Here is a 26,057-nt window from a genome sequence, read left to right on the forward strand (position 1 = left end):
GACGATGCAGGGTGGTGGTATGATGCAATGGAGCAGCCCGAGCGTCTATCCTACCGCATCAAACGGAAAACGATAATCGCCAGCACCGCGTTTTGACGCTTTCATGGCCGCCACCACGCCGATCCGACACTGATTTTCCGCTCGATCCTTCTTGAACCAATCACTCGGCGATGCAGTACAGCGCCGACCCGCTACGCAGATAAAGCCGGCCCTCGCTGACCGCCGGGGAACCGGAAAAGCCCGAGTCGTCGCTCAGCGTGTTGGTGTGCCGCAATTCCATCTCTGGCGTGGCGTTGACGACATAGACTTCCCCGCCGGGTGCGACGACGTAAATCTTGCCGTCGGCCAACACCGGCGTCGCGTACTCCTGGCCGCGTCGATCGCCGAACCCGCCGCGGCCACCGCCACCGGGCCGTCCGCCGAATCCGCCGCGGCCTCGATCACCCTGCCCACGATCGGCGCCTGGACCGCGATCACCACCTGGGCCGCGATCACCACCCGGGCCGCGATCACCACCCGGGCCGCCGGGGCGTCCACCGCCGCCACCACCACCGCCGCGGCTGGCCGACAGTCGTCGCTGGTTGACCCGCTCGCCCGTCGTTGCGTCGTAACAGGACAGCACGCCGCTATTGAAAACGTAGAGGTGGCCGTCGTGGGCGATGGGCGTGGCGAAACGTCCGGGGATGTTCGCATCCCAGACGACATGGGAGCCGTTGACGTCGCCCTTGCCGCCCGCTTTGACGGCGACCGCATCGCCGCTGCGACCTCCCACCGCGATCACGACGTCGTCGACCACGATCGGGCTGGCCGAGGCGGTGTTGTCGGTCGTGCCACGCGAGTACCAGCGCAGTTTGCCGGTTTCCGGATTCAGCCCCCAGACTTCACCCGGGACGGTGATCACCAGATCGGTTCGGTCGCCGGCTTGGACCAGATTCGGGGTGCTCCAGGTGCTGGCCAAATCGCCCGCCGGTGTTTTCCAAACCTCGTCTCCCGTCGCGGCGTCGAAGGCGAACAGGGTTTCGCTTTCGTCCGATGCGTTGACGATCACCAAGCTCTGTGAATCGGACCGATAGACGATCGGGCTCGATGCCGAACCCCAACGCTGTTGACCGCTGCCCGTCCCGACGCTCTTTCGCCAGATCTCGTTGCCGTCCAGGTCAAACGCGATCACCCCGCTTTTTCCGAAGAACGCGAACACGCGTTTGCCATCGCTGGTCGGCGTATGGCTGGCGTAGCCGTGAGCCGGCACCCCCATCCCGCTGTACGGATCCTCGGGCTGCACCGCGTCAATCGCCTTGCTCCACAACGCCTCGCCGGTCACCGCGTCGTAGCACGACAAATGTCGCTTCAAGTCCTGGATCTGTTCGTCTTCACCGCCGGTTCCGTATCCCGAGTAGCTGGTCGCAAAGACTTTTCCGGCAACGACGATTGGGCTGGACACCCCTTGGCCGGGCAGGCTGACTTTCCATTTGACGTTCTCGGTGTCGCTCCAGGTTTCGGGGATCTGTGCCGAATCGGAACTGATGGAATTGCCCCCCGGACCCAAAAATCGGGTCCAATCCGCGGCGGTCGTCCCCGCAGCGGCGGCAACCAGGCTTCCCGTCACAACGGCGGCCGAAAGGAAATGCTGCCGTAATGTCCACCCACGTTGGTGGCAGGGTTGATCGGTCATCACGAGAAAACTCCAGGGGGACAAGGGCTGAAAACGAGAAGGCCGCAGCGCGCGGTTGCGCTTCTAACCCCGGCAAGCTGATGGAGTTTCGCATTTTCGTCGGAGGGGCCGTTTCGGGCCGGCGTGCCATCTGACGACGTTCGTCCCACGTCAACCTCCCCAGCCTCCGGGGACAGACCCCAGGGGGAAACCAACCCCAGGGACAGACCCCGGTGGGAATGCGTCCGGGGACAGACCCCAGGGGGGAATGCTGTCTAAACAAGCCCACCGATAGCAGTGCGAACCCGCGGATGGGGAGCAGCAAGAAATCCGTGGGTTCGCCCTGCCATCCGTGGGTTTTCTCTCTGCCGGTCAAACCCCAGCAAACCCCGCGGACAGCAAACCCCGGGGACAGACCCCACCCCGTCCGGGGACAGCCGGCCAAACCTCCGGGGACAGACCCCGGTGGGTCGCGGACTCCGTTGCGTCGGCCGTCGGCGATCAAAAACCATTGAAAGGATCGTGAATTGGACTCCGCCGCTGATGCTGCGGTTCGTAGAATGTTGGGGCCATGAACAAGACGGAATCCCAACCCCCGATCCGCGGCGTCGAAGCGGCGTCCCCCACCCGAACTCCCCCCACCTCCATCAAGAAATCACTGATGAAACGTATTGCCCTGTTTGCCGTTTGCTGTGCAGTCGTCGCCGCTTTGACGCTGCGACCTGCCGAAGCCGAGCCCTCGCTGGGGATCGGGTCGAAGGCTCCCGCATTGGATATCGAGCATTATTTCCACGAAGACGACACCCGTGTCACTCAATTCGAAGACGGCAAGGTCTACGTGGTTGAGTTTTGGGCGACGTGGTGTGGTCCCTGTATCGCCAGCATGCCGCACTTGTCCGAATTGCAAACCAAGCATCGCAACGACGGCGTCCAGATCATCAGCGTCTCGGATGAGACGGTCGATGAAGTCGAAGCTTTGCTGGCAAAACCCTATCCGGGCCAAAAAGCATCCTTTGCCGAGGTCACCGCCGCCTACACGCTGACGACCGATCCCGACGGATCCACCCAACGCGATTACATGGAAGCGGCCGGCCAGAACGGCATCCCCACGTCCTTCATCGTCGGCAAGCAAGGCGTCGTCGAGTGGATCGGTCACCCGGGAGAACTCGACGAGCCGTTGACCGCGGTTCTGGATGACAGCTGGGATCGCGAGGCGTTCAAAGCGGACATGGAGCGTGAGCAAAAGTTCCAAGAAATCCTGCAAGGCTTGGACCAGCTGGCCGGTCGTGGACGCTTTGAAGACGCCAGCACCATGCTGGCCGATCAAATCGCCCAGGCCAGCGACGCGGAACTGAAAGAACGCTTGACCACCGTGCAACGCGTCGTGCAGCCGCAGTTCAACTTCATGGCCGGCAAAGCCACCGAAGCCGACTATGCGTTCTATCGTGAAGAGCGAAAGGCGACCCAAGGCAACCCGCAAGCGTTGTTCCGCCACGCGATGACGCTTTACAACATCGTTCAGAACGGTGGCAAAATTGGGCCGCTGGGCGAGGAAGTCGTTGCAGCGCTGGCCACAGAGATGGAAAACGTCGAAGACGACGGCAAGGTCGCGATCCTGGAATTGATCGCACGCCTGCATGCGGTCGATCAGCGGTGGGACGAAGCGATCAAGGCTGCCGAGCAGGGAGTCGAGCTTGCCGATGGCGTTTCCAGAAGCCAAAAACAACGCATGACCCTGTTGTTGGACGATTTGAAGTCGAACGCCGAAGAGAAGTCCGCAGGCGGTGCAGAGGATGCGGCCCAACCGGCAACGGAAGAGTGAATCGTTGACTGTTGATTCACCTCGTCCGCTCGTCGCCTGGATGCAGCTCGTTCGTCTGCCCAACGTGTTCACGGTCTTGGCCGACGTCGGGGCTGCGTTTCTGCTCGTCGGTGGCGGTCCGTTACCGGCCGCCCGGTTCGCCCTGGTGCTCGCCGCCGGGGTCGCGCTGTATTGGGCGGGGATGATCCTCAACGATGTGTTTGATCTAGAGAAAGACAAGGCGGAGCGGAAGTCGCGTCCGATCGCCAGCGGCGCGATTTCGGTCTCTGCCGCCAAGTCCGCCGGTTGGGGATGTTTGATCCTGGGCGTATTGTTGGCCGCGGCGTCGGGGTTTGTCCCAGCGGCCGGTCATGCCACGACCTGGTTGCCGGCGGCGATCGCGGTGGCCCTGGCCGGTTTGATCGTGGCGTATGACGGGCCCTTGAAACCGACGCCGATCGCGCCGGCGGCGATGGGTGGCTGCCGCGTGCTCAGTTTTCTCTTGGGTGCTTCTCCGCTGTTGGAGATCACCGAGGGAGTCCCCGTGGTGCCGCGCTACGTGCTGGCCATCGCGTTGGGATTCGGCGTCTACGTGATGGGAATCACCACGGTGGCCCGCGACGAGGCGATCGGTGGGCATCGGGTCAACCTGAGGACCGGATTCGTCGTGATGATGATCGGCGGGGTGATGTTGGCAGTCGCGCCAGGTTTCGCCACGGCCCAGACGCGGATCGGCTGGGCGATTCCATCAACCAGCCAGTTCGGGATGTTGATCGGGCTGATCTTCCTGCCGATCGCGCTGCGCGGGTTGCGTGCTCAGTTGCAACCCGAACCGGCGGTGATCGGAAATCTGATCCGCATCAGCATCCTGACGATCATTCCGCTGTCGGCGGCCTTCGCATTTTTGGGGGCCGGCCCCGTCTGGGGTGTGACCGTGTTTGCGCTCGTGGTGCCGGCGCTGTTGCTCGCGACACGTTTGCGGGTGACCTGAGATGACGCCGGGGTTCCATTGCAGCAGTTTGCAGTTTCACCATCCGGTGACGTTGATTGCGAAGCTGGCGGAACTGGGGTTCGGTGCCGTGGCGATCCGGCCCCGCCGAGGCGGCTGGGATTTGGACACGCCGTGGTTTGACTCGGCATCGGCGGAGCTGGCTGCGACGGCCAAGGAGCACGGCGTTTCGATCGTGATTGATCTTGATGCGCCGTTTTACGATGACCCGGAGTGCATCGATTCGTTTTCGTTGGCCAGTCAGGATGCGGCGATCCGAGATTCGGCCGCTGCGGCCATCCGCCGCTGGATCGAAGGGACGTCGGACATGGGTGCGGTCGCGATCACGTTTTCCACAGGCCGCGTGTGCCCGCGCGGCGGCAGTCCGTCGGTGGCGGAGGACCATGGCGAACAGATTCTGGAGCGGTTGGCCGGTGCGATCGCCCCCTTGGTCCAGCTGGCCGCGTCCCTGGGGGTGAACCTGGCGTTGCGGCCGGTGTCCGAGCATGCAATCGCGACGGTGGCCCATTTCGAGCGTTTCGGGCAATGGATCGGAACCGAGGCGCCGTTGGGGCTGGCGGCCGATGTCGGCGAGATGTTGTTGGGCGGAGAGTTTCCGATCGGGGCGCGATTGGCACGGCTACAGCATCGGCTCAGCTGTGTGTACTTGTGCGAACCGGACTTGGAACGCGGCTGTGACCAGCGGTTCGGCCACGGCGACATCGATTTGGGGCGGGTCTGGGAGGTGATGACCGAGAGCGGCTACGGCGGCCCGGCGATTTTTCGCTGTTGCGGCCACGGGCGGTTGGGGTTGCTGGCGGCGCGGGAGGCGCTCGCGCTGTTGAATCTGCCGTAGAACCAAGTGGGAAAGGCTTCCACGAATCGCCCCACTGGATTTCAACGATCGATATTGACTTAAACCCCGTGAAACACGAAAAAAGTGTTTCACGAGGGCGAATCTGCTGGACCACGTTGGTTGGACAGTCGTATCATGAAATTGCCCCCTGAAGGCGGATGCCGCCAGCCGATAGCGGCTGGCGACGCCGGGGCGAGCGGGCGGTCAGGTAGAGACGAGACGATGGTGATGGACGTATTGAGTGATCCGGCCGTGAAGGCTGGTCTTGCACTGCTGATTTTGATCATCGTGTCTGCCGCCGCATTTTTCCTCGTGGCAAGGTTGCGCGACTACACCAATGGAGACCGGGATACGACCTCCAGTGGCCTTTTAAACTTCGAAGAAATGCGTTTGAAAGGTGACATCAGCGAGGAGGAATTCCGAACAATACAGGCAGCATCCCACCGAACCGACGAAGGGGACGCTCCAGAGAAACGACCGGGCGCCGACGACGGCGCCCGATCGTAACGATTGAGATCACCTTCGTCGGAGTGAACCTTCCATTGATTCATTGACGAATCAATTTGTTCTGACGTGCAGGATGCCACCTTTTCCGCAGTTGGCCCTCCCATCTTTCCCTGGGCAATCGGCTTCGGAAACCATTTACCCACTAAGTTTACCAACCAGGGTTCAGGCATTCGTTACGGACGACTCTTTTAACTCACCTCCCGCTCGGAAGTCGATGACCGATCGCTCGATCACTCATCGTCTTCCCAGCAATGACGCAAAAGAAATGCCTGGGCTGTGGGCCGAACCGTTTGAAGCTTTCAATCGGCGCGTCCCGACGGGTCGACTGGATACGTAGCGTTGCGGTGCCCCGGCTTCGGCCGGCTGCCGCAACACTCCCTGCGTGGTCGATCTTCGGACGAGTCGGTTAGAGCAAATAAGGAGTCGTTTATGCCCGTCAAGGATAACAACAGCACCACGCGCAGTAGCTCGTCGAACAAGAAGAACGCCTTCTGTTCGTTCTGTCGAAAGAGCTATCGTGACGTCGGTCCATTGGTCGAAGGGCCAGGCGACGTGTACATCTGCGCCGAATGCATTGACCTGTGCCAATCGATTTTGGAACAGGAAGAGCGTCGTCGTGGTCCGAGCAAGCAGTTGTTCAGCGATATCCCGTCGCCGCGCAAGATCGTCGAACACCTCGACGAATATGTCATCGGACAAGGGTCCGCCAAACGCGTGTTGGCCGTCGCCGTTCACAATCACTACAAACGCTTGACCAGTGATTGGGAAGGGTCCAGCGATGTCGAAATCGAAAAGAGCAACATTCTGTTGGTCGGACCGACCGGCAGCGGTAAAACGCTGCTGGCCCGCTCGCTGGCTCGGATGTTGGATGTCCCCTTCGCCATCGGCGATGCGACGACGTTGACCGAAGCCGGTTACGTCGGTGAAGACGTCGAAAACCTGTTGCTGAAACTGCTGCACGCGGCCGACTTTGACGTCGAAGCGGCGCAGCGAGGCATCTTGTACATCGACGAGGTCGACAAGATCGGCAAAACCGGCGGCAACGTCTCGATCACCCGCGACGTGTCCGGCGAAGGCGTCCAGCAAAGTCTGCTCAAGATGCTCGAAGGCACCGTCGCCAACGTGCCGCCCCAAGGCGGACGCAAGCACCCCGAACAGCAGTACATCCAGCTGGACACCAGCAACATCCTGTTCATCGTCGGCGGGACCTTCGTCGGGATCGAAGACATCATTCGAGACCGATTGGGGCACAAAACCCTCGGCTTCGGCGAAGGCGCCGGACGACTGAACGAACAGACGCACAGCGAATTGGTCGCCGAGATTCAAGTCGAAGACGTGATGCAGTTCGGGCTGATCCCCGAATTGGTCGGCCGGTTGCCCGTCGTCAGTTACCTGCAAGAGCTGGATGAAGAAGGCTTGGTCCAGGTCTTGCGTGAACCCAAGAACGCGCTGACCAAACAGTTCGAAGCCCTGTTCAAAATGGAAAACTGTGAACTCAACTTTACCGATGGAGCGCTGCACCAGATCGCCCGCAAGGCCCTCAACAAAGGCGTCGGAGCCCGAGGGTTGCGAGGGATTCTGGAGGAAGTGATGTTGGACATCATGTACGAATTGCCCGAGCAGGAAGAAGGCAAGGTGTACACGATCGACGAGGAAGTGGTGGCCGGAAAGCAAAAGCTGTTCCAGATGCCGACCACCAAAAGCGCCTAACGGCGACCCTCCAGAGCGACGTCCTGATCGCGAATCACTTCCGTTTCAAAACGCCGATGGCCTCCCCCCGCCATCGGCGTTTTTTCGTTGGCGACGTTGGCGGCGATGCGTCCGATCCACCAACAACCATGAACCTCGCCCCGCAATGGATGACAACGACGACGAGTCAGGGGCACGTTGCTGCACATCGCTGCACATCGCTGCACGTCGCTTAAAGTGGCAGCGCTAATTCAGCCGTTACGACCGCCGGAGCCGCTTCGGTGTGAGGCTGCAATGACGGGTTCGTTCACCATTTCGACCCAGGTGAAAGGGTCCGACAACAGTCCGTGAATGAAGACGATCGGTATCTTGCCGGGCTGATAAGGCTCGGTCAGATACAACCGGTTCTCGCCACGGGCCGCGTCGGGATCGATAAAGTCGTTCAGAATGGTTCGTCGCTGGTCGCGAAGCCGGTAAGCCATCGGCGCCGAAAGGTCTTTCGCGATGATCTGCGGGCCGTCGGTCGTCGCCGCCTGATCCACCCGCAGCGGATCGTACATTTCAAGACGGCAGGGCGTCGGGCAATCCCGCTGCCCGCCAACTGAATTGCCGGCACAGCCCATCCGCAAGGTTGCGGCAAAGACGGATCGGTCCGGCAGAAAGGATCCGTCGATTCGGCCGCACCTCGAGACGACCAAGGGGACTCCCACCCCCGATCTTCGGTGCAAATTCCGAACCGCATTGGTTCGGTATTCACCGACGGGGGTCAAAAACTGAAAATCAGCAGCTTTCCATACAAATCCGTGATACGAGATCGGTATCCGTTCCGCATGACCGTCGCGAACGATCTGCAATCCGCTCTGGGGGTCCAATCGGTTGAACCGTTGGCCCGTGACCACCAGCTTCATCAGTGCCGACTTGTGCAGATCACGTTGGAAACAGGATTGGCATGATTGGCGATCATGGGCACAGGTGGCCAATGCGACTTGGAAAAACCAATCAACGCAAGAAGCGTGACCATGTTGTTCATGCTCCACGGCCTTGGCGTACAGGTGCTCGGCGTACAGGTGCTTGGCGGCATCGCGCTGTTGCCCCGCGGAGAACCATCGTGCGGGAACGGGATCGACGTAATTCGGCTCGAACCACTTGACCCGCGTGACCATGCATCCCGACGCGCAGATCAGTTGCGTCAAAGCCAGGATGAACAGGTAGACTCGAGAGGGTGGCAAAACGGGTGACCCGCTTGATGAAGCGTGGCGGCATCCGTGCCGGTCCAATGGGAGATGTCGAAGAAGACGTGGGCATGCGGTCCAACACAACGTTCCCACACGAAGCGTTATCGGAAGCGGTGTCGCTCGTCATCGAGTTTTTCTTCAACGCCAACGAATGTAGGACGTGTGCGCGTTCGGCGGCAATTCCCAGATTCTTTCCTAGCATCGTCAGCTCTTAAACTTGGAGAGGGGTCAGGTACGAATGGAACGGGCATAAGCGTTGGTGTGCAGGCTTTAGAGACCGTCCAGCTTAGGACGACCGGTTTCTCGAGTACGATGGCCCTTCCGGACCGTCGTCCGCTGGACTCCCGACGACGACCTAGAAAGGACGTCGTACATCGGTCCGCTGAACACCTCACACTCAATCGAAGAAATCATGAGGATTCGTCGCGTTTTGCATCGCTCCTAAGCTGGACGGTCTCTTTAGCCGCCCCTTTCGCTGCGTAGCAGGGAAAGGGAATCGCCCAAAGGCTAAACACCAACGGTGGCTGAATACCGTTTTACTAATGCCCCCCTTTTCGTGGACGATCTGTCGCTGATCAGAAGCGACTTGCACCTTGCGGGAGATTCCTGTATCCAAGCTGTTTGCAGGTAGCTCTCGTTTCTTGTCTTCCATTCGAGTCTTCACGTCGTGTTGGTGCGTTGCGTCGCCGGAATCATCTCCGGGCTACCGACGGTATTTTGCGACTCTTATGTAACCTGCTCCCGAAGGGACTGCCATGACTCTCGACCGGCATCGGCTTTGTATTGAGCTGCAGCGACTCGACTGGGCCCGGCAACTCTCGCACGACGTGATTGAGGACATCGCGGCAGCCGCTGAAACAACGCGATTCAAGCCGGGCGACGAGGTGATCGCGGTCGACGCTGAAATCACGAACGTCTACTTCGTCATCGAAGGCAGCCTGGAAGGGTTGCTGTTTGACCGTCTCGACAAACAGATTCATTGCGAACGGTTTGGTCGCGGTTCGGTGCTGGGGCTCTTTTCGGTCGTCTTGCCGGAATGCTCACACTTGCAGGTCTCTGCGATCGAGCCGACGACGGTCCTTCACTTTACGCTGGAAGAATTGCTGCGTCTGACCACACAGCATCATACGCTTCAATCAGTTCGATTCGATGCTGCGCAGGTACCTGAATCATCTCCGCATGGAGCAACTGGTCATTCCCATGACGACGATCGCCGTGGATTTGGTCGAAGGTTCGATGCTGGAGCGGAAGTCGGGCGATGCGACGCACAATATCTTGGAGAGTATCAATCTGCCTCCCTTGGCCTTGCCGATCGTGAAACAGGGACAAGCGGTGGTCGATGGCGGATTGCTCAACAATGTTCCGGCCAATGCACTCTTCGACCAAGGCTGTAATTTTGTCATCGCATCGACCGTGACTGCCAGTTTGGAAAAAGACTTCATGTCGATTCGCGACAAACGCTCGTTGGCGGTGGGCGGATTGTTCCCCTCGTTGAAGGTCCTGATGCGGCAATACATGATTCAAGGTCACAGCATGAATGACGTCGGGGTCCAGCCGGCTGATCTCGTCATCGCCCCCGACGTCACTTCGTTCGATCTCTCCGAATTCACGCGTGCCGACGAAATGTCCGTGATCGGCGAATCCGCCATCAAGGAATCGATTCATCGGCTCAAAGCGATGCTCGCCAAACTCGATCCACAGTTGTTTCAGTGATCACCCGCAACGCTGCGCGACGGCCCGGAAGGGCCATCGTACGGTCATAACCTGTACGACGGCCCTTCTGGGCGGTCGTCGCCGTCGGTACGTGCCTTCAAATGTACGACGGCCCTTCTGGGCGGTCGTCGCCGTCGGTACGACGGCCTCCCACGCACGTCGGGCTCGTTCTTCTAACTCGCTTTCTGGGTTGGGTTGTTTGGTTCCGACGGCCCGGAAGGGCCGTCGTACGTTCATTTCTGTAGGACATCCCTTCTGGGTTGTCCTCCATTCAGCCACCGGCTGAACCGTGCGGTTCAGGCGACGGCCCGGAAGGGCCGTCGTACGTTTTGCTCAACGGCCCTTCTGGGCGGTCGCACATGATTTGCTCGATCGCCTGTTCGACTTCTCGAGGGGTTAGTCGGCTGCCGCATCGTCTGGGTGAACCCCCGATCGTATCGCTACCTCCCCATTGCTCGTGATCGGCGGTGCTGCCTTCCAGTCCATTGAGCGTCGAGAAGATGCGATCGAGCGGGAATCGTACAAAGGGCGACATCCGGCCCACCGTGTAGGCGTAGCGCCCCGTCGGCAACTCCTGCAGCGCCACAAAGGCGCGCACACCTTTGGCAAATAATTTGGTCCGCGCGTATTGACCGTACTCGCGAATCATTTGCCATCCCTGTCCGCCTCCCAACACGTCGTAGCTTCCGCACAGTTCGCTTTCCTGGCCTTGGGAAAGCGCGATCCGCGAGATCCTCGCCGACGTCTCTTCGATCAGGCAGCGCATTTCATCGCCGTTCATCTGTCCCAACGCGTTCGACAATCGAGCCTGATCATACAATTCGAACGCCCAGGTCAGTTTTCGAATGATCGATCGATCCGGATCGACGGGAATGGCGCCGGCCGTCGCGTCCATCAGGTCTTCGATCAGGATCAGTTGCGAGAGCTCCATTTCGATGCGTAGATTTCTCACCTGATCGGAATGGGTCAGCATCCAGTAGGCCATGCAGACGTCCTGGTCGCAATCGTTGACAAAGACATGCGTCGGTGTGGTGCCGCGTGCCGAGAATTTGTCCAACAGGCCCACCAGGATGGCGACCAACACCTGACCGGTTGTGCTTCGGGTCGCCAAGCGGTTCACGCCGCAATGGTGATCAAAGTTCGCATGGGGCCCGTTGGGATCATACGCGGGCGGACCGTGTACGTAGCCATCCAATGCAATCGAATGGGGCGGATTCTCGCGACAGAAAGCACTCCAGTCTTTCACGACCCCGGGTTCGACGTGGAGCACGATTTCAGGGCACATGGGATCACTCAAGGAGAAGGGTCAATCGAATCCGCAACGTCGCAATCAGGCCGGTCACGCCCCAGACTCATCCTATCGTATCGGACACGGCAGGGCATTCCAGATTTCAGCCGCGTACTCGGCAATCGTTCGGTCGCTGGAAAACTTTCCGGCGCACGCCACGTTGACGACTGCCTTGCGCACCCAGGCGTCTGAATCAGCGTAAAGTGTCCCCAGTTTCTGTTGGGTGTCTGCATAGGACGTCAGGTCGGCCAGGTGCATGAAGTAGTCTCCATGATCGAGCAGCGACTCGCGAATCGGGTTGAAGATTCCCGGTTCATCGCGACTGAAGTAATCGTTGAAGATCAGGTCGAGTGCGGCGCGCGTTTCCGGCTCATTCTCGTAGTGCCAGCGGGGGCTGTACCACCGGCGGCTGCTGGCGACTTGTTCGGCATTCAATCCGAACAGGAAGAAGTGCTCCTCGCCCGCCTCTTCGGCCATTTCGATCGTCGCTCCATCGCGTGTGCCGATGGTCAGCGCGCCGTTCATCATAAACTTCATGTTCCCGGTGCCACTGGCTTCATAGCCGGCCGTCGAGATTTGTTCGGAAACGTCGGTGGCGGGGATCAGCCGCTCGGCGACGGAAACGTTGTAATTCGGCACGAACACGACCTTGATGCGTCCCCTCGAAACCGGATCTTCATCGATCACCCGACCGACATTGTTGATCAACTTGATGATCAATTTCGCCAACCGATACGCCGGAGCTGCTTTCCCGGCAAAGAAAAACGTCCGTGGCGGCAGTGTGATCGATGGGTCGGTGCGCAGCCGATCGTACAGCACGATCACGTGCAGAATATTCAGGAGTTGCCGCTTGTATTCGTGGATCCGCTTGATCTGACTATCGAAGATCGTGTCCGGGTCAACGATCTGTCCGGTGGTCGATTTCAGCCAATCGGCGAATCGTTCTTTGGCGGCCCGTTTCGTTTGACGGAATCGGCTTCGGAACGACTCGTCATCGGTCAACGGGAGCAAACGCCGCAATTCACCGAGATCGGTGATCCAGGTGTCGCCGATCGACTCGCTGATCAAGCCTGCCAGGTCGCGGTTGGCTGCCAGCAGCCAGCGCCGCGGGGTCACACCGTTGGTCTTGTTGTTGAACCGCTCGGGGAACATTTCGGCAAAATCGGCGACCACGCGTGTGCGGAGCAGATCGGAATGAATTTGAGCGACACCATTGGTGCTGTGGGAGCCCACAATCGCGAGGTTGGCCATCCGAATCTGCCGCCCACCGGATTCCTCGATCAGACTCATTCGAGACGCTCTTGGGTGATCGCCGGGGTAGCGTTGCTGCACGTCGGTCATGAATCGGCGGTTGATTTCGTACACAATTTCCAGCAGCCGCGGACACACCAGCTCAAAGAACTGCACCGGCCATTTTTCCAGTGCTTCGGGCAACAGCGTGTGATTGGTGTAGGCCAACGTGCCGACGGTCAGGTCCCAGGCCTCGTCCCAGCCCAGTTTTGCCTCGTCCAACAGAAGCCGCATCAACTCGGCCACGGCCATCGCCGGGTGCGTGTCGTTCAGCTGGATCGCAACCTTGTCCGGTAGCAATCGCCAATCATCGTTGGTGCGTCGGAACCGCGCCACGATGTCGGCCAGCGAACAACAAACCATGAAGTACTCCTGAACAAACCTCAGGGCCTGGCCGGCTTGTGTCGAGTCGTCCGGGTACAGGACACGCGTCACCGTTTCGGCCAGCACGCGATCCACGATCGCACCCACAAAGTCGCCCGAACTGAATTCGCCAAAGTTGAAATGGTCCGGTGACGCCGCCCCCCACAGTCGCAGCGTGTTGATGGTCTGGCCGCCGTAACCGACGACCGGCCGATCGTAGGGAACGCCCAGCAGATGAGTTGCGTGACCGGGGACTGCTCGGAGCATGCCGTCCTGCAATTCGAATCGGCAAGCGATCGGGATCTGAACGGTCTGGCGCGGGTGAGTGACTTCCCAAGGATCCGGTTGTGCCAGCCAATGATCGGGCTGCTCCATTTGATACCCGTTTTCGATCGCCTGACGAAAGATTCCATATTCATATCGTAAACCGTAGCCGACGGCCGGGATTTGCAGCGTGGCCAGTGATTCAATGAAACAGGCTGCCAGCCTCCCCAGACCGCCGTTTCCCAGGCCGGCATCGGGTTCCGTTTCGACGACTTCTTTCCAGTCCTGATGCGGGTCGGATTGCAGCTCCTCGCGGACATACGGCTCGACGCCCAGGTTGACAATGTTGTTGGTCAGCGCACGACCGATCAGGAACTCCATCGATAGATAATACACGCGCTTCGGATTCTCTCGATCATAGGTTTGATCGGTCAGCAACCAGCGTTGCGCCAGCAGGTCACGCAAGGAGCGGGCCACCGCTTCGAAGCGTTCGCGCTGGCTGGCTTCGTCAGGCCAAACGACGTGGTCGAAGAGAAGGTGCCGCTGGTAATGCTCGTGCCCCGTTTTGTCGCTGAAGCGAGCTGCGCCGCACTCGTACTGTTGGAGTATCTGTTGGTCTACTGTTTTTGACATGACAAAGCCTTGTTGGAGAGAGACTAACGGGACAAAGGAGAGGTGCGTATCAAGTTGGCGTCTGAACGTTGGCCCCATGATCGGTCAGGGCATAGAGCATCCCGACGGACCGTTCGACCACGCGATACGAATCGCCGCCAAAGACGATGCAGTGTGAGGATTCGCTCCAGTCGGGCTGATTCAACTTGACGCCGTGACACGCATTGTTCGCTTCACCTAACATTCTGTTGACCCTGATGCGCTGGCGTTCCTGATCAAACAGCAACAATTTGACGTTGGTTGCGGTGCGCGAGAAAAGACTGAAATTGACACCCCTGTCAACGACGGTGGCGCCCAAGGGTGAAGGTCGACTCACGATGTTGGCTTGTGTCATGTCACGTCTTCTCCCATTTAGTGTCGATGGTACGACGGCCCTTCCGGGCCGTCGCGTTTCGCTCTCGACCGCCCGGAAGGGCCGTCGTACATTCAATTCTGTAGGACATCCCTTCTGGGTTGTCCCCCGTTCAGCCACCGGCTGAACCGTGCGGTTCAAGCGACCGCCCGGAAGGGCCGTCGTACATTCAATTCCGTAGGACATCCCTTCCGGGTTGTCCTCCGTTCAGCCGCCGGCTGAACCGTGCGGTTCAGGCGACCGCCCGGAAGGGCCGTCGTACATTCAATTCTGTAGGACATCCCTTCTGGGTTGTCCTCCGTTCAGCCGCCGGCTGAACCGTGCGGTTCAGGCGACCGCCCGGAAGGGTCGTCGTACATTCAATTCCGTAGGACATCCCTTCCGGGTTGTCCTCCGTTCAGCCTCCGGCTGAACCGTGCGGTTCAAGCGACCGCCCGGAAGGGCCGTCGTACGGTATTCTCGATAGCTTTCTCGCCATACCGGGGCGTCTACTCGTTTAGCCGCGACGTCCATTCGTTGCCCCAACCGACGTAAAGGTCGTGAAGAAAGGCTTTCCAATCTTCGGCGGTACGGCTGGGCGGATAGGGGTCTGGCCGAATCGGTTCGTCGGCGCTCCAGACAACTCGGATCTGCCCATCGTCTTGAATCTGGCCGATTCTTGGAATTTGAAAACAGTGTTGCGTTTCGGGATCGATGCGGACTTCGCCTTCCGGAGCGACGAGGTGCTGGCCGCGGATCGCCCGGCGAATTTTCTTGGGTTCAATGCTCTCCGCGTCACGTACGGCCTGTGCCCACAAATGGACGCCCGCGTAACCATTCTCCATCGCGCCGGAAACCACGCGATGGGGGTGTTTGGCCTTGAACCGCGCTAGAAAGGCCTGGTTGGCGGGGGTATCCAAGGATTGAAAATACGTCGAAGCGACGTAGTCACCTTCAACCGAGGCGATGTCCAGGCCGCGGAGTTCCTGCTCACCAATGCTGAACGACAAACAGGGCGTGTCGTCTCGCTTGATACCGGCTGCACGGATGGCACGGAAAAAGGCCACGTTGGAATCACCGTTGAGCGTATTGACGATCAGATCCGGCTTGGATTGCAAGATCGCTTGCACGACCGGTTCGAATTCCGAACCGCCCAGCGGCAGATACCTTTCGCCGACCACTTCCGCGTCCAATTGCTCGAGTTGGTCTTTGATCACTTCGCTGGCGGTGCGTGGGAAAACGTAGTCGGACCCCACCAGAAAAAACCGTCTTCGGTTCAGACTCTCGCTGGCCCAGGCGACGGCAGGAATGATCTGCTGGTTGGGGGCGGCACCCAGATAAATGATGTTGGGAGACTCTTCCATCCCTTCGTACTGAAGTGGGTAGACCAGCAGGTGGTCGTGCGCTTCGATGATCGGCCTGACGGTCTTGCGACTCGCCGAGGTCCAGCAACCGAACACCGTACAGACGTGCTCCTGGACAATCAGCCTTTCCGCCTCGCGGGCATAGCTCTGCGTGTCCGATCGACCGTCGGCGACAACCGCTTTGATGGGACGGCCCAACAAGCCGCCCGACTCGTTGATTTCGTCGATCGCCAGCAGCGTGGCATCGATGACGCTGGTTCCGCTGGCGGACATCGTGCCGCTGATGGACTGCAGCAAACCCACCTTGATCGGCTCGCCTTGCGGGGCGATCGGGGTGGGAACGGATGGGAGAAAACTCCAGACGGAAAGTGCAATCACGAGGAACAAGGTCAAAGCGACGATGCCGCCTATCAACCGGCGATCGGTTTGCAACGGCTTGGACGGTCCGATTGGGGCGCGCCTCATGCCCGACTGGCTGGGCAGGTCGATTCGGGCTTCGCCCGACAAGGCTGCAGCCACGGCTTCCAAATCTCGCAGCATCGCCTCGGCGGACGGATAGCGATCGTCCGGATCTTTCGCCATCGCGTGGGAGACAATCGCCGAGCATGCCGGTGGGACCGACGGACGAACCTCACGTGGATCGGGAATGCTCTTGTTGCAGTGGGCGTACATGACCTGCACGACACTGTCGGATTCATCGTACGGTTGTCGTCCGGTCAACAGGCAGAAGTAGGTTGCGCCGAGCGAATAGATGTCCGTGCGGGTGTCGACGGGTTGCGCCTGACATTGTTCGGGGCTCATGAAGTACGGCGTACCGAGGATCGTTCCCGACTGCGTCAGTTGCATTGCCCCGCCTGTTGAAGAAAACTTCGCCAGTCCGAAGTCGGTCAACTTGACGGCTCCGTTGGCCGCTCGCACCAAATTCGCCGGCTTGATGTCGCGGTGGATCAACTCTTCGGCGTGAGCGGCCGCGATGCCGTGGCAGGCGTCGATCAGGATCCGAGTCGCTTCGAGCGGAGAGCAGGCGCCGCGGGTTTGCAATTCCGCCGCGATGCTGCCGCCGGTCAGCAGTTCCATGACCAGATAGTTCCATTCACCTTCTTGGGCGATCTCGTAGATTGCCGCGACGTTGGCATGGCTGAGTTTTCCCGCGGCCTTGGCTTCCGACTGAAAGCGGCTCAGGGCGGTCGCGTTGGCGGCCAAGTTCCCGGTCAGGATTTTGATCGCCACGTCGCGTTCGAGCGTCGGGTCGTGGGCCCGCAGCACAACGCCCATGCCTCCCTGTCCGAGCATCCCGGTGATTTCATATTTGCCCAGCGACTTGCCGATCCAGTTCTCCGCGGGCAGACTCCCTTGTGAGATCGGTGCGGTATCACCTGGAATCGCGGACATGCTTTCGGTTTCGCCGAATTGCATTCGCGTGACATCGTCGCGCCGTTCAGGCGTCTCAGGCGGAGGTTTCTTGTCTGACGGCATGTGGATCTAAATTCGGTTGCCCTGTGTTGTGCGACGGCCCGGCAGGACCGTCGTACCAAGACGTGCAGTACGACGGCCCTTCCGGGCCGTCGCGTACGTCGCAGCGACGTACGTTTAGTGTGTTGATCCGGAAGGGCCTGCGCTCACCTCTTGGAAACGCCAGCCTTCGGCCTGCCAGTCGGGATGGATCCAACGATGCCATCGGCTTGATGGCAAGCCGGCTTTCCGAGGATTGTTTCCGATGTATTGGACAACGCGAAACAAATGTTCTTCATCGCGAATGATGCGGTCGTAGCTCTCTTCGGCCCAGATTGCTCCGTGTCGTTCGAGCTGCTTGTTGATTTTAAACCCGACATAACCCTTCCAGCTTTGGAGAATGTCCTCCAGTTCAAACTCATCCAACGGCTTGACGACCACATGACAGTGGTTGGGCATGACGCAATAGCATGCGGTGAAATACCGTTGTTGTTGAAAATGCATCAAGGCGTCGGACATCATTTGTACGGTGGATGCATCGCGGAGGTAGCACTCACCATAGCCTTCGTCCATCCAACGCTCGGTTCGGCATGTAATCTCACGAGCGAATTCATGCCACTGTGCTTCGGATCGTGGTTGTGGATTTGTTTGCTCCCAAATTTCGCGCCATCTTTGAAGGTCGTCGCGTTGCTTCCGGGGGATGGAGTCGGCCAGTCGGAAGGTTACAAAATACGTCGCCCCGTCTTGCCGCCAGTGTGGAAGGTGTCGTTGATAAAACCGAATGGGCAGATCGGGATCGAGCCCACGAAAGTGCGACGGAGCGGACAGGTTGAACGTTGTCATCTGCGGTTCAGCTGCACGACGGTGTAGGACAGCGCTTTTAGGCCGTCGGGATCTTCATTGTTGTACGACGGCCCTTCTGGGCCGTCGGCTCTGTATAGCTCGGGGGCTGAACCGGTCGGTTCAAGCGACGGCCCGGAAGGGCCGTCGTACGTTCAATTCTGTAGAACATCCCTTCCGGGTTGTCCTCCGTTCAGCCTCCGGCTGAACCGGTCGGTTCTGGCGACCGCCCGGAAGGGCCGTCGTACGTTCCATTCTGTAGGACATCCCTTCCGGGTTGTCCTCCGATTCAGCCACCGGCTGAACCGGTCGGTTCTGGCGACCGCCCGGAAGGGCCGTCGTACATTCAATTCCGTAGGACATCCCTTCTGGGTTGTCCTACGTTCAGCCTTCGGCTGAACCGGGCGGTTCTGGCGACCGCCCGGAAGGGCCGTCGTACGGAATCCGGTAGAGCGTCGCGTAGAGCGTGGGCACCATCACCATCGTCAGCCCCGTGCCGACGATCAGACCGAAAAAAATCGTCACGGCCAAGGCAACCCAAAACACGTCTTGCAGCATTGGTAACACGCCGAGCACGGTGGTTCCCGCCGCATTGACCACGGGGCTCAAGCGCGAGACCCCCGCTTCGACCACGGCGTTGTACGGCGTCAGACCTTTACCGAGATTGGCGTTGACTTCATCCAGCAGCACGACGGCGTTCTTGATCATCATGCCCGATAGACTCATCGCTCCCAACAATGCGATGAATCCGAATGGTGTCTGCGTCAACAACATGCCCCCGGTGATGCCGATCATCACAAAGGGAATCACTCCGATGCAGATCAGCATGGGGCGAAATCCGTTGAACAATGCGACCAGAATAAACAACATGATGACGACGGCAGGGACGATCCCCGGCGCCAACGCTTCCTGCGACTGCTTCGCACTCCAGTACTCGCCGTCCCAGTCCAATCGATAGCCCGGCGGAAGCTCAATGGCGTCGAACTTGTCGACGATCGCGTTGCGCAGGGTCGGTGCCGTGGTGCTGTTGGGTGAGCACTGAACGGTAATGGCTCGGCGACGATCCCAACGCCAGATGATCGGGTCTTCCCAGGGCACCTCGATGCCGTCGATGACCTGTGAAACGGGTACGGAATGGGTCGACAACTTCGGTGTGACTTGAAGTTCTTCCAGCGAAGTGGCCGCCCGCTGGCGTTCGGATTCGACACTCCGCGCCACGATCGGAATCAAATCGTCGTCCTGCCGGTATTGTCCGACGACGACGCCGTCGGAGGCGCGCTTCATCACCCGAGCCAAATCGTCGCGCGACACGCCTGCCCAACGCGCCCGTTCCTGGTTGTATTGCGGTGACAATGCCTGGACACGCTCACGCCAATTGACGCGCACTTCCTTGGCCAGCGGGGTATCTCGCAAGATCTGCGCGCCCTCTTCAGCCAGCCTGCGCAACGTCTCCGGGTCGGCGTTGGCCGGTCCGCTGAAGCGTGCTTCGATCTTCCAGTCATCAAACGCGCCGACCGCGTATTTGCGAACCCGCACCATCGCCTCGGGGACGTTCTCTTTCACCCAGGCATCGGTATCGGCGAGAAGTTCATTGACGCCGTCGAGCGACTTCGTGTTGACGATGATCTGGGCGTAGGAGGTGTAGGGGTCTTCGGCACTGACCGGCAAGTAGAAGCGGGGCGGGCCTTTGCCGACAAAGGCACTGACCGAGGTGGTCGCCTCGTGCTGCTGGACGTACGCTTCGATCCGCTGCAAATCCGCACTCGTCTGCTGGATCCGCGTTCCCTCGGGAGCCCAGTAGTCGATCATCACTTGCAATCGACTGGAGTCTGGGAAATACAGCTGGGGCACCCAGCGGAAGCCGAACACGCTGACCGCCAACAACCCGACCATGCTGGCCAGGAACAGAAAGCGATGGCGGATGGTCAGTGACAACAGTTTGCGAAATTTCTGATACAGCGTCCCCTGGTACGGGGCGGTCGTTTCTTGTCCCTGCTTGGGGTCCGGCAACATCGCCATGCACAACAATGGCCCGATCGTCTGGCAAAACACCCAGCTCAATAGCAACGAGATGGCCACGACCGTGAACAGGCTGCCGGCATACTCGCCGGTGTCGTAGCTGGAGGCAAAGATCGGATAAAACGCCATGCAGGCCACGATCGTCGCGCCCAGCAGCGGGATCGCCGGTGCGTCGGCCGCTTCGATCGCCGCTTGCTTGCGGTCCATGCCTTTGGCGATCCGCACCATGATGCCGTCGGTCACCACGATTGCGTTGTCGACCATCATCCCCATCGCGATGATCATCGCGCCGAGTGAAATACGGTGCAGGTCGATCCCCATGATCGCCATCACGATGAAGGTGCCCAGAATCGGGAACACCAGCCCGCTGATCCCGATGATGATGCCGGGCCGAATCCCCATCGTGAACGCCAGCAGCGCGAGCACGATCGCCACCGCTTCGAGCAGGCTGACCATGAACGCGCGGATCGATTCGCTGACCTGATCGGATTGCCAGGAGATGCGTTCGATGTTGATGCCGACCGGCAACTCGGCCAACAACTCGTTGATCCGAGTGTCGATGCGCGTGCCCACCTCGACAACGTTTTCACCGGCAGCCGGGGCAATCGCCAACGCGATCGCCTCGCGACCGTTATGCCGCAGCAACTGTGTCGGGGGGTCGATGTAACCGACGTTGATCGTCGCCAAATCGCGGATGCGGATGATCTCATCTTGTCCGTTGACTACGCTCGTGATCGCCAGTTCGCCGATTTCCTCGGGCGTGCCGAACTCGCCCGTCGGTGTGACACGCATCCGCTGTGTCTGGTAATCGACGTTGCCGGCGTCGACGACCATGTTCTGCGATTGCAGGGTTTGAATGAACTGCGCCGGCGTGATGTTCAATTCGGCAAGTTGCGATGACGAGACGTCGAGGTAGATTCGCTTTTGCTGGACGCCCCAAAAATCGACGCGCGCGACCCCTTTGACGACGCTCAGCTCCTTTCGCATGTCCTTGACGTAGCGTTCCAGCTCGGCGTAGCTGTAACCGTCGCTGCTGACGGCCAACAAGAACCCGAACACGTATCCGAAGTCGTCACCGACCTTCGGCTTGCCGGCCCCCGGCGGCAGTGTCGGTTCGATGTCCGCGACCTTCTTGCGCAGCACATCCCAGACCTGTGGCAGGCGTTCGGACCAATAGTTGCTCTTGATATCCACCTTGATGATGGACAGTCCAGGCCGTGAGTTGGAATAGACGGCCTTGACCTCGGCCATCTCCTGCAACTTCGTTTCGATCCGGTCGGTGACCTCCAGTTCGACCTGTTCGGCGCTGGCGCCAGGATAGGTCGTCGTGATGGCCGCCGTCTTGACGGAGAACTCGGGGTCTTCCAACTGACCGAGTTGGAAATAACAGAAGACGCCGCCGACGACAATCAGCAGGATGCCGAAGTAGGTGATCGCGCGCTTTTCAATCGATATCGCAGCCAAACTCACAGCAGCTTGACCTCCTGACCTTCGGTCAAGGAGTTGACGCCCGAGGTGACGACTCGTTCGCCCACTTGAATGCCTTCGATCACCTTGAGACCCACGGGGGTCAGTTCACCGGTGGTCACCGCTCGACGCGTGACCTTGTTGGTTCCTTCGTCGTAGACCCAGACATAGGATTGACTGTCATCGTCGGCCACCGTGAACACCGAACTGGGCGGCACGATCAATTCAGCCGTCACCGTCTCGTCTCCCTCTTCCCTGTGATTGCGAACCATCGCAGCCATCCCGGGCAGAATCTTGACGTCATCGGGTTGTTCGATCTGAACCGTGACCGGATAGGTCCGCGTGATCTGCGAGGCTTCCCGGCCGATCTTCGTGACGGTCCCGAAAAAGTCACGCTCGGGATGGGCGTCGAATCGGCAAGCGACCTGCTTCACTTCCGGCACCAAACCGATCAGCGATTCCGGGATCTGAATCGTGACTTCGATTTCCGACAGGTCAAACAAGCGGACGATCGGTTGCTTGGCTTGGACTCGCTGGAAATTGTCGACGTATCGAACAGAGATTTCACCGTCAAACGGTGCCGTCAATGTCGCATCATCGAGCTGATTTTTGGCGGCGGCGACGGCAGATTCCAACGCCCGAATCTCCGCGCGTTTGGCTTGGATGTCTTCCGGCCGAGCCCCGGTCATGCCGATGTTCAGCGCCTCTTTGGCACTTTCGACCTCCGCGATCGTTCGTTTCTTTCGCGCCAACGAAATGTCAAAATCAGTTTGTGACACCGCCCGGTCTTTGATCAATCGGGAATTGCGTTCGTGCTCGGCGGCGGCTTGTTCGGCGGAAGCCTCGGCCTGGGCGAGACTCGCTTTCAATTGCTCAATCTCTTCCGGACGGGCACCACGCTCCATCGCCAACAGATTCGCCTTGGCGCGATCCAGGTTGGCTTGGTTGCTGGCCAGTGCCGTTTCATAATCCCGAGGATCGATGGCGGCGATCACACCGCCTTTGGTGACCTCGGTCCCCACGTCGACGGGCAGTGAAATCAGCGGACCAGACACCTGGAATGACAACTCCACCTCCGCTTTCGCCGCCGCGCGACCCGGAAATTCGCGTCCGGCGATCGCGGTCAGGTCACCCACTTTGACCGTCCGCACCGGACGAACCGGCGGAGGCTCCTCCGGCGGACCGCCACACCCGGACACAAGTGCGGCGATGACCGTGACGGTGATCGCCGCACGGAGTGTTGATTTCGTCCAGATCATCCGGTCGCTCTCCTTCTATTCCTGTTGGCCTTGGGGATCATCCATCCGCACCATCAGCCATTGCTGTGTCGTTCCGTCGGCAAAGTGTACCAGAGCCGGCGCGGAATCTTTGGTCAAGTTGACGATTCCCGTTTCCATGATCGGACGGGTCTTGTCGACCACGTTCCAAGCCGATCGCTGGGATTCCTTGTCTACCATACCTTCGATGGTCTGCGTGGTGTTGTCGGCGGTGTTGTTCAGCGTGCCGGAGATGATCCCTTCTTTGCTGATCACCATCTGCAGGAACAGCGTGGGTTCGGGTCCCGATTCCTGTCCATCGGGTGTCAACGCAAACACGCCCAGTGGCATCCACTCACTCTTTTCGGCCGGAACCTCCGGCGCGCTGGCCGCGATCGCTTCGGCTTGTGCCGCGTACTCTTCCTCGGTCGCGACGACTTCATCACCGTAGTAGACCGAACCTTCTTGGTAGTAGACGTTCTCGCCATAGCTGTATTCAATCGGTTCGCTCCATCCGTAACTCACCCAGCCGGTCACCCCACCCCAAGCCGCCCAGCGGTACGGACGCGTAATCGCCCAGGCGCCCCACGCCGGATGGTCCGACCAGAAATCGCGAATCGGGGTGTCTTTCATTTGATCGCGGATCTCGTCGCGGCGGTCGGAACGAATCTGCTGTCGGTCCCCGCGGTTTTCAATCCGTTCGGGGCGATTGCCTGCCAACGGTCGATCGATGGGGCGATTGTCGATCCGGGGTCGTTCCGCAATTCCCGGCCGGTTGCCAACTCCCGGGCGATCGCCGACTCCGGGGCGGTTGCCAACCCCGGGGCGGTCGGCGGGCAGCGTGCTCGGTCGCGGTCCCGAATCGCGCAGGAAATCGGCCGCCGCGCTGCCGGCAATGCCGCCGGCCACACCACCGGCAATGCCGCTGGCGATGTTGCTCGGACGGTTCGACGGCAAGCCGCCGGGCCGTGTCCCCGGTCGGGTGCTCGGCAGCGTACTGGGCCGCGCGCCGGAGGCACTGCCGAGATTCAAGAAGTTTTGGAGATCGCCCTGGCTGGGCCGCGTACCGACGCCGGGTCGTGTGCCGGTACTGGGGCGTGTGCCGACGCCGGGGCGTGTGCCGGTACTGGGGCGTGTGCCGACGCTGGGACGACTGCCGACGCTGGGCCGAGAAACACTCGGACGCGAAACGCTGGGCATCGAGGGCCGCGAAGCGGGACGACTCATCGAGGGAGACGGCCGGCTGATCGAAGGCGACGGGCGGGAAAAACCACCGCCACCGCTGAAGCCACCTCGCGCGCCACCGCCACCGCTAAAACCTCCGCGACCGCCACCCCCGCGTCCTCCCCGAGCGAGCGCATCGGATGTCATCCACAGGCTCAGACTGGTGACGGCCAATAACAGAAATGCATGTTTCATTAGATTCCCCTTGCCGGATACGATTGTTCGATTGCATCTCACCGTGAACCCCTTGCGGTTGACGATGAATTTCCGTCCATGCCGTTGTCGACGTCCGTGCTGTGTGTTGCTGCTCACTTAGATCCTCCTACCGCTCCTTCTCGGGCCACCACGACTTCATCCACGTTGGGCAAGAGCTCGCCGTCGACAATTCGATTGATCGATTGCCAAGTGAAGGTATGGTCATCCACGTAGGTCATGATGTTGGTAGAGGACATCTTGCTTCCGTCGGGCAGGGTGCCGGTGGATTGAATGTGCCAAGTCTTCTCCTTCTGTTTCCAAATCCCTTCACCGAATCCACCATCGGAATCGAACACCCAAGACTTGATTTGCCCGGCGGCGGGGTCCCAACCGATGATTTGCATCCCCGAATGCTCGAACCGATCACCGATCGCCATCGCGAACATCCGAACCATGAAGTTTCGATTCTTGGTCCATTGACACGTCGTGACGACGGTCGCCTGATCGTCTTGATCGACCCAGCTGCCGATCATCCACTCCAAGTCCTTCAAACGATCTTGGTGCGAGATCACGACGGGGACATCTTCCTCGGTCACGCGGTCGAGTAGCCAGGAACCGTCACGCTTGACGTACACGGCGGTGTAGGCTGATTCCTCGGGCTCTTGATCGGGTTGCATCACCGTTGCCGTGCCCACTTCCAACGCAACGCCGGGCGAGATGAACTGAATCGATTCCGTCACCGCGGACAGCTTGATGTCTTTGTTTTCGTTAAAGATCGCGGCGAATTGCTCCGCGATCGCTTCGCGACCGACAACCTGGTCTCCCGAAAGCGGATTGGTGTACACCGCCTCGGGCGACCACATCGCCGCCAACGCTTTGGCATCGCCTTGATTGAAGGCCGCGACGTAGGCCGCGACCTCTTTGCGAATCGTCGCTTCGTCGGCCGCCTGATCTGCCGCCACCGGTCTCACGCACAGGGCAACCCAGGCCACTGTCATGAGTGCAAGAGTCATTTTTTTCACGTGTCGCCTCACCTTCGGTAATGAACATCTGTGATTCGATTAGTGCTGCTGCGCACGGATCACAGACAAAACCAACTCAATTCCGCCGATCGCGTCCATGGTGCTGACGTCGACTTCGGGCGGTTCCCGAGACATGTCAATGTAAGGCAACAGCCGCTGGAACCGTTCGGACCGCAAGTGGTCGTCCTGGTCGTCACGTGTCTCCCACTGCGCCCAATAGAGAATCGCATTCTCGTCATTCGCATCGCAAAGCACGCGGCAGAGACGGCATCCTTTTGCCACCTCCGTCGGACCGGCCAAGCTGCAGAAGACCTGCAGGATCTCCGCGCGCTTGTTCGGTGGTGCCACGACTCGCAACACGGCTTGGATCATGCGATCTACCTCACCTCGTCATTCCCCTAGTGCTTCGTCAACTTCTATTCATAGGGTACCGCGGAAAAGGGGTCAGGTACCAAAAATGCGAAGCACCCTGCGGGCCATTTGGTTTTTGGTACCTGACCCCTTTTCCGCTCGACAAACGCAGGCTCGAAAATTGAAAGCTGACAAAGCACTAGAATACTTCGGATCGAC

The 26,057-nt window shown here is 59.8% G+C and carries 18 protein-coding genes and 1 pseudogene; 7 read left to right on the forward strand and 12 right to left on the reverse strand.

Annotated elements, in window-relative coordinates:
- Window positions 1-160: 160 nt before the first annotated feature.
- Entirely contained in the window at window positions 161-1,672 is a 1,512-nt protein-coding gene (locus Enr13x_RS37235) for an outer membrane protein assembly factor BamB family protein (protein WP_145391966.1), read from the reverse strand.
- Window positions 1,673-2,312: 640 nt separating this feature from the next.
- Here Enr13x_RS37235 and Enr13x_RS37240 point away from each other — a divergent pair.
- From Enr13x_RS37240 to clpX, 5 genes are all read left to right on the forward strand, one after another.
- Window positions 2,313-3,473, forward strand: a complete 1,161-nt coding sequence (locus Enr13x_RS37240) for a TlpA disulfide reductase family protein (protein ID WP_197455657.1) — start codon at window positions 2,313-2,315, stop codon at window positions 3,471-3,473.
- A 4-nt stretch (window positions 3,474-3,477) separates the two neighbouring features.
- Window positions 3,478-4,443: a UbiA family prenyltransferase gene (locus Enr13x_RS37245; RefSeq protein ID WP_197455658.1), complete on the forward strand. Its 966-nt coding sequence runs from the start codon at window positions 3,478-3,480 to the stop codon at window positions 4,441-4,443.
- Window position 4,444: 1 nt separating this feature from the next.
- A complete protein-coding gene (locus tag Enr13x_RS37250; protein WP_145391969.1) occupies window positions 4,445-5,296 on the forward strand; it encodes a sugar phosphate isomerase/epimerase family protein in 852 nt (283 codons plus the stop codon).
- A 228-nt stretch (window positions 5,297-5,524) separates the two neighbouring features.
- Window positions 5,525-5,803, forward strand: a complete 279-nt coding sequence (locus Enr13x_RS37255) for a hypothetical protein (RefSeq protein WP_145391970.1) — start codon at window positions 5,525-5,527, stop codon at window positions 5,801-5,803.
- Between the two features lie 429 nt (window positions 5,804-6,232).
- The gene (clpX, locus tag Enr13x_RS37260) at window positions 6,233-7,513 is read left to right on the forward strand and encodes an ATP-dependent Clp protease ATP-binding subunit ClpX (protein WP_145391971.1); all 1,281 of its coding nucleotides are present in this window, start codon (window positions 6,233-6,235) and stop codon (window positions 7,511-7,513) included.
- Window positions 7,514-7,743: 230 nt separating this feature from the next.
- Here clpX and Enr13x_RS37265 read toward each other — a convergent pair whose 3' ends face one another.
- On the reverse strand, window positions 7,744-8,721 hold the full coding sequence (locus tag Enr13x_RS37265; protein WP_145391972.1) for a hypothetical protein: 978 nt from the start codon (window positions 8,719-8,721) through the stop codon (window positions 7,744-7,746).
- Window positions 8,722-9,482: 761 nt separating this feature from the next.
- Here Enr13x_RS37265 and Enr13x_RS40025 point away from each other — a divergent pair.
- Together Enr13x_RS40025 and Enr13x_RS39280 are read left to right on the forward strand one after the other, a co-directional pair.
- Window positions 9,483-9,836: pseudogene (locus Enr13x_RS40025) on the forward strand (cyclic nucleotide-binding domain-containing protein); the annotation flags it as partial.
- 40 nt (window positions 9,837-9,876) lie between these two features.
- Complete coding sequence (locus Enr13x_RS39280; RefSeq protein WP_231744012.1) at window positions 9,877-10,440, forward strand: patatin-like phospholipase family protein; 564 nt, start codon at window positions 9,877-9,879, stop codon at window positions 10,438-10,440.
- Between the two features lie 271 nt (window positions 10,441-10,711).
- On the opposite strand, the gene Enr13x_RS37280 is transcribed toward Enr13x_RS39280, so the two are convergent.
- From Enr13x_RS37280 to Enr13x_RS37325, 10 genes are all read right to left on the reverse strand, one after another.
- Window positions 10,712-11,725 (reverse strand): hypothetical protein, encoded by a 1,014-nt coding sequence (locus tag Enr13x_RS37280; RefSeq protein WP_145391975.1) that lies wholly within the window; start codon window positions 11,723-11,725, stop codon window positions 10,712-10,714.
- Between the two features lie 72 nt (window positions 11,726-11,797).
- Window positions 11,798-14,278 (reverse strand): glycogen/starch/alpha-glucan phosphorylase, encoded by a 2,481-nt coding sequence (locus Enr13x_RS37285; RefSeq protein WP_145391976.1) that lies wholly within the window; start codon window positions 14,276-14,278, stop codon window positions 11,798-11,800.
- A 49-nt stretch (window positions 14,279-14,327) separates the two neighbouring features.
- A complete protein-coding gene (locus tag Enr13x_RS37290; protein WP_197455660.1) occupies window positions 14,328-14,615 on the reverse strand; it encodes a hypothetical protein in 288 nt (95 codons plus the stop codon).
- 542 nt (window positions 14,616-15,157) lie between these two features.
- On the reverse strand, window positions 15,158-17,488 hold the full coding sequence (locus Enr13x_RS37295; RefSeq protein WP_145391978.1) for a transporter substrate-binding protein: 2,331 nt from the start codon (window positions 17,486-17,488) through the stop codon (window positions 15,158-15,160).
- Window positions 17,489-17,602: 114 nt separating this feature from the next.
- Window positions 17,603-18,037, reverse strand: a complete 435-nt coding sequence (locus Enr13x_RS39285) for a transposase (RefSeq protein WP_231744013.1) — start codon at window positions 18,035-18,037, stop codon at window positions 17,603-17,605.
- Window positions 18,038-18,688: 651 nt separating this feature from the next.
- Window positions 18,689-21,793: an efflux RND transporter permease subunit gene (locus Enr13x_RS37305; RefSeq protein WP_145391980.1), complete on the reverse strand. Its 3,105-nt coding sequence runs from the start codon at window positions 21,791-21,793 to the stop codon at window positions 18,689-18,691.
- The gene (locus Enr13x_RS37310) at window positions 21,790-23,049 is read right to left on the reverse strand and encodes an efflux RND transporter periplasmic adaptor subunit (RefSeq protein ID WP_145391981.1); all 1,260 of its coding nucleotides are present in this window, start codon (window positions 23,047-23,049) and stop codon (window positions 21,790-21,792) included. Before Enr13x_RS37310 ends, Enr13x_RS37305 begins: the two co-directional genes overlap by 4 nt.
- A gap of 15 nt (window positions 23,050-23,064) precedes the next feature.
- Window positions 23,065-24,465 carry a hypothetical protein gene (locus tag Enr13x_RS37315; RefSeq protein WP_145391982.1) on the reverse strand — a complete coding sequence of 467 codons (1,401 nt, stop codon included), beginning with the start codon at window positions 24,463-24,465 and terminating at the stop codon, window positions 23,065-23,067.
- 113 nt (window positions 24,466-24,578) lie between these two features.
- A complete protein-coding gene (locus tag Enr13x_RS37320; protein WP_145391983.1) occupies window positions 24,579-25,463 on the reverse strand; it encodes a YybH family protein in 885 nt (294 codons plus the stop codon).
- Between the two features lie 63 nt (window positions 25,464-25,526).
- The gene (locus Enr13x_RS37325) at window positions 25,527-25,859 is read right to left on the reverse strand and encodes a putative quinol monooxygenase (protein WP_145391984.1); all 333 of its coding nucleotides are present in this window, start codon (window positions 25,857-25,859) and stop codon (window positions 25,527-25,529) included.
- Between the last annotated feature and the right edge of the window lie 198 nt (window positions 25,860-26,057).

The sequence above is a fragment of the Stieleria neptunia genome (genome assembly GCF_007754155.1).
GTDB lineage: Bacteria > Planctomycetota > Planctomycetia > Pirellulales > Pirellulaceae > Stieleria > Stieleria neptunia.

Coding starts and splice junctions, on each gene's coding strand:
- Enr13x_RS37235 (WP_145391966.1), bottom strand. CDS start 1,672: ATGACCGATCAACCCTGCCACCAACGTGGGTGGACATTACGGCAGCAT.
- Enr13x_RS37240 (WP_197455657.1), top strand. CDS start 2,313: ATGAAACGTATTGCCCTGTTTGCCGTTTGCTGTGCAGTCGTCGCCGCT.
- Enr13x_RS37250 (WP_145391969.1), top strand. CDS start 4,445: ATGACGCCGGGGTTCCATTGCAGCAGTTTGCAGTTTCACCATCCGGTG.
- Enr13x_RS37255 (WP_145391970.1), top strand. CDS start 5,525: ATGGACGTATTGAGTGATCCGGCCGTGAAGGCTGGTCTTGCACTGCTG.
- clpX (WP_145391971.1), top strand. CDS start 6,233: ATGCCCGTCAAGGATAACAACAGCACCACGCGCAGTAGCTCGTCGAAC.
- Enr13x_RS39280 (WP_231744012.1), top strand. CDS start 9,877: ATGCTGCGCAGGTACCTGAATCATCTCCGCATGGAGCAACTGGTCATT.
- Enr13x_RS37280 (WP_145391975.1), bottom strand. CDS start 11,725: ATGTGCCCTGAAATCGTGCTCCACGTCGAACCCGGGGTCGTGAAAGAC.
- Enr13x_RS37285 (WP_145391976.1), bottom strand. CDS start 14,278: ATGTCAAAAACAGTAGACCAACAGATACTCCAACAGTACGAGTGCGGC.
- Enr13x_RS37295 (WP_145391978.1), bottom strand. CDS start 17,488: ATGCCGTCAGACAAGAAACCTCCGCCTGAGACGCCTGAACGGCGCGAC.
- Enr13x_RS39285 (WP_231744013.1), bottom strand. CDS start 18,037: ATGGACGAAGGCTATGGTGAGTGCTACCTCCGCGATGCATCCACCGTA.
- Enr13x_RS37310 (WP_145391981.1), bottom strand. CDS start 23,049: ATGATCTGGACGAAATCAACACTCCGTGCGGCGATCACCGTCACGGTC.
- Enr13x_RS37315 (WP_145391982.1), bottom strand. CDS start 24,465: ATGAAACATGCATTTCTGTTATTGGCCGTCACCAGTCTGAGCCTGTGG.
- Enr13x_RS37320 (WP_145391983.1), bottom strand. CDS start 25,463: ATGACAGTGGCCTGGGTTGCCCTGTGCGTGAGACCGGTGGCGGCAGAT.
- Enr13x_RS37325 (WP_145391984.1), bottom strand. CDS start 25,859: ATGATCCAAGCCGTGTTGCGAGTCGTGGCACCACCGAACAAGCGCGCG.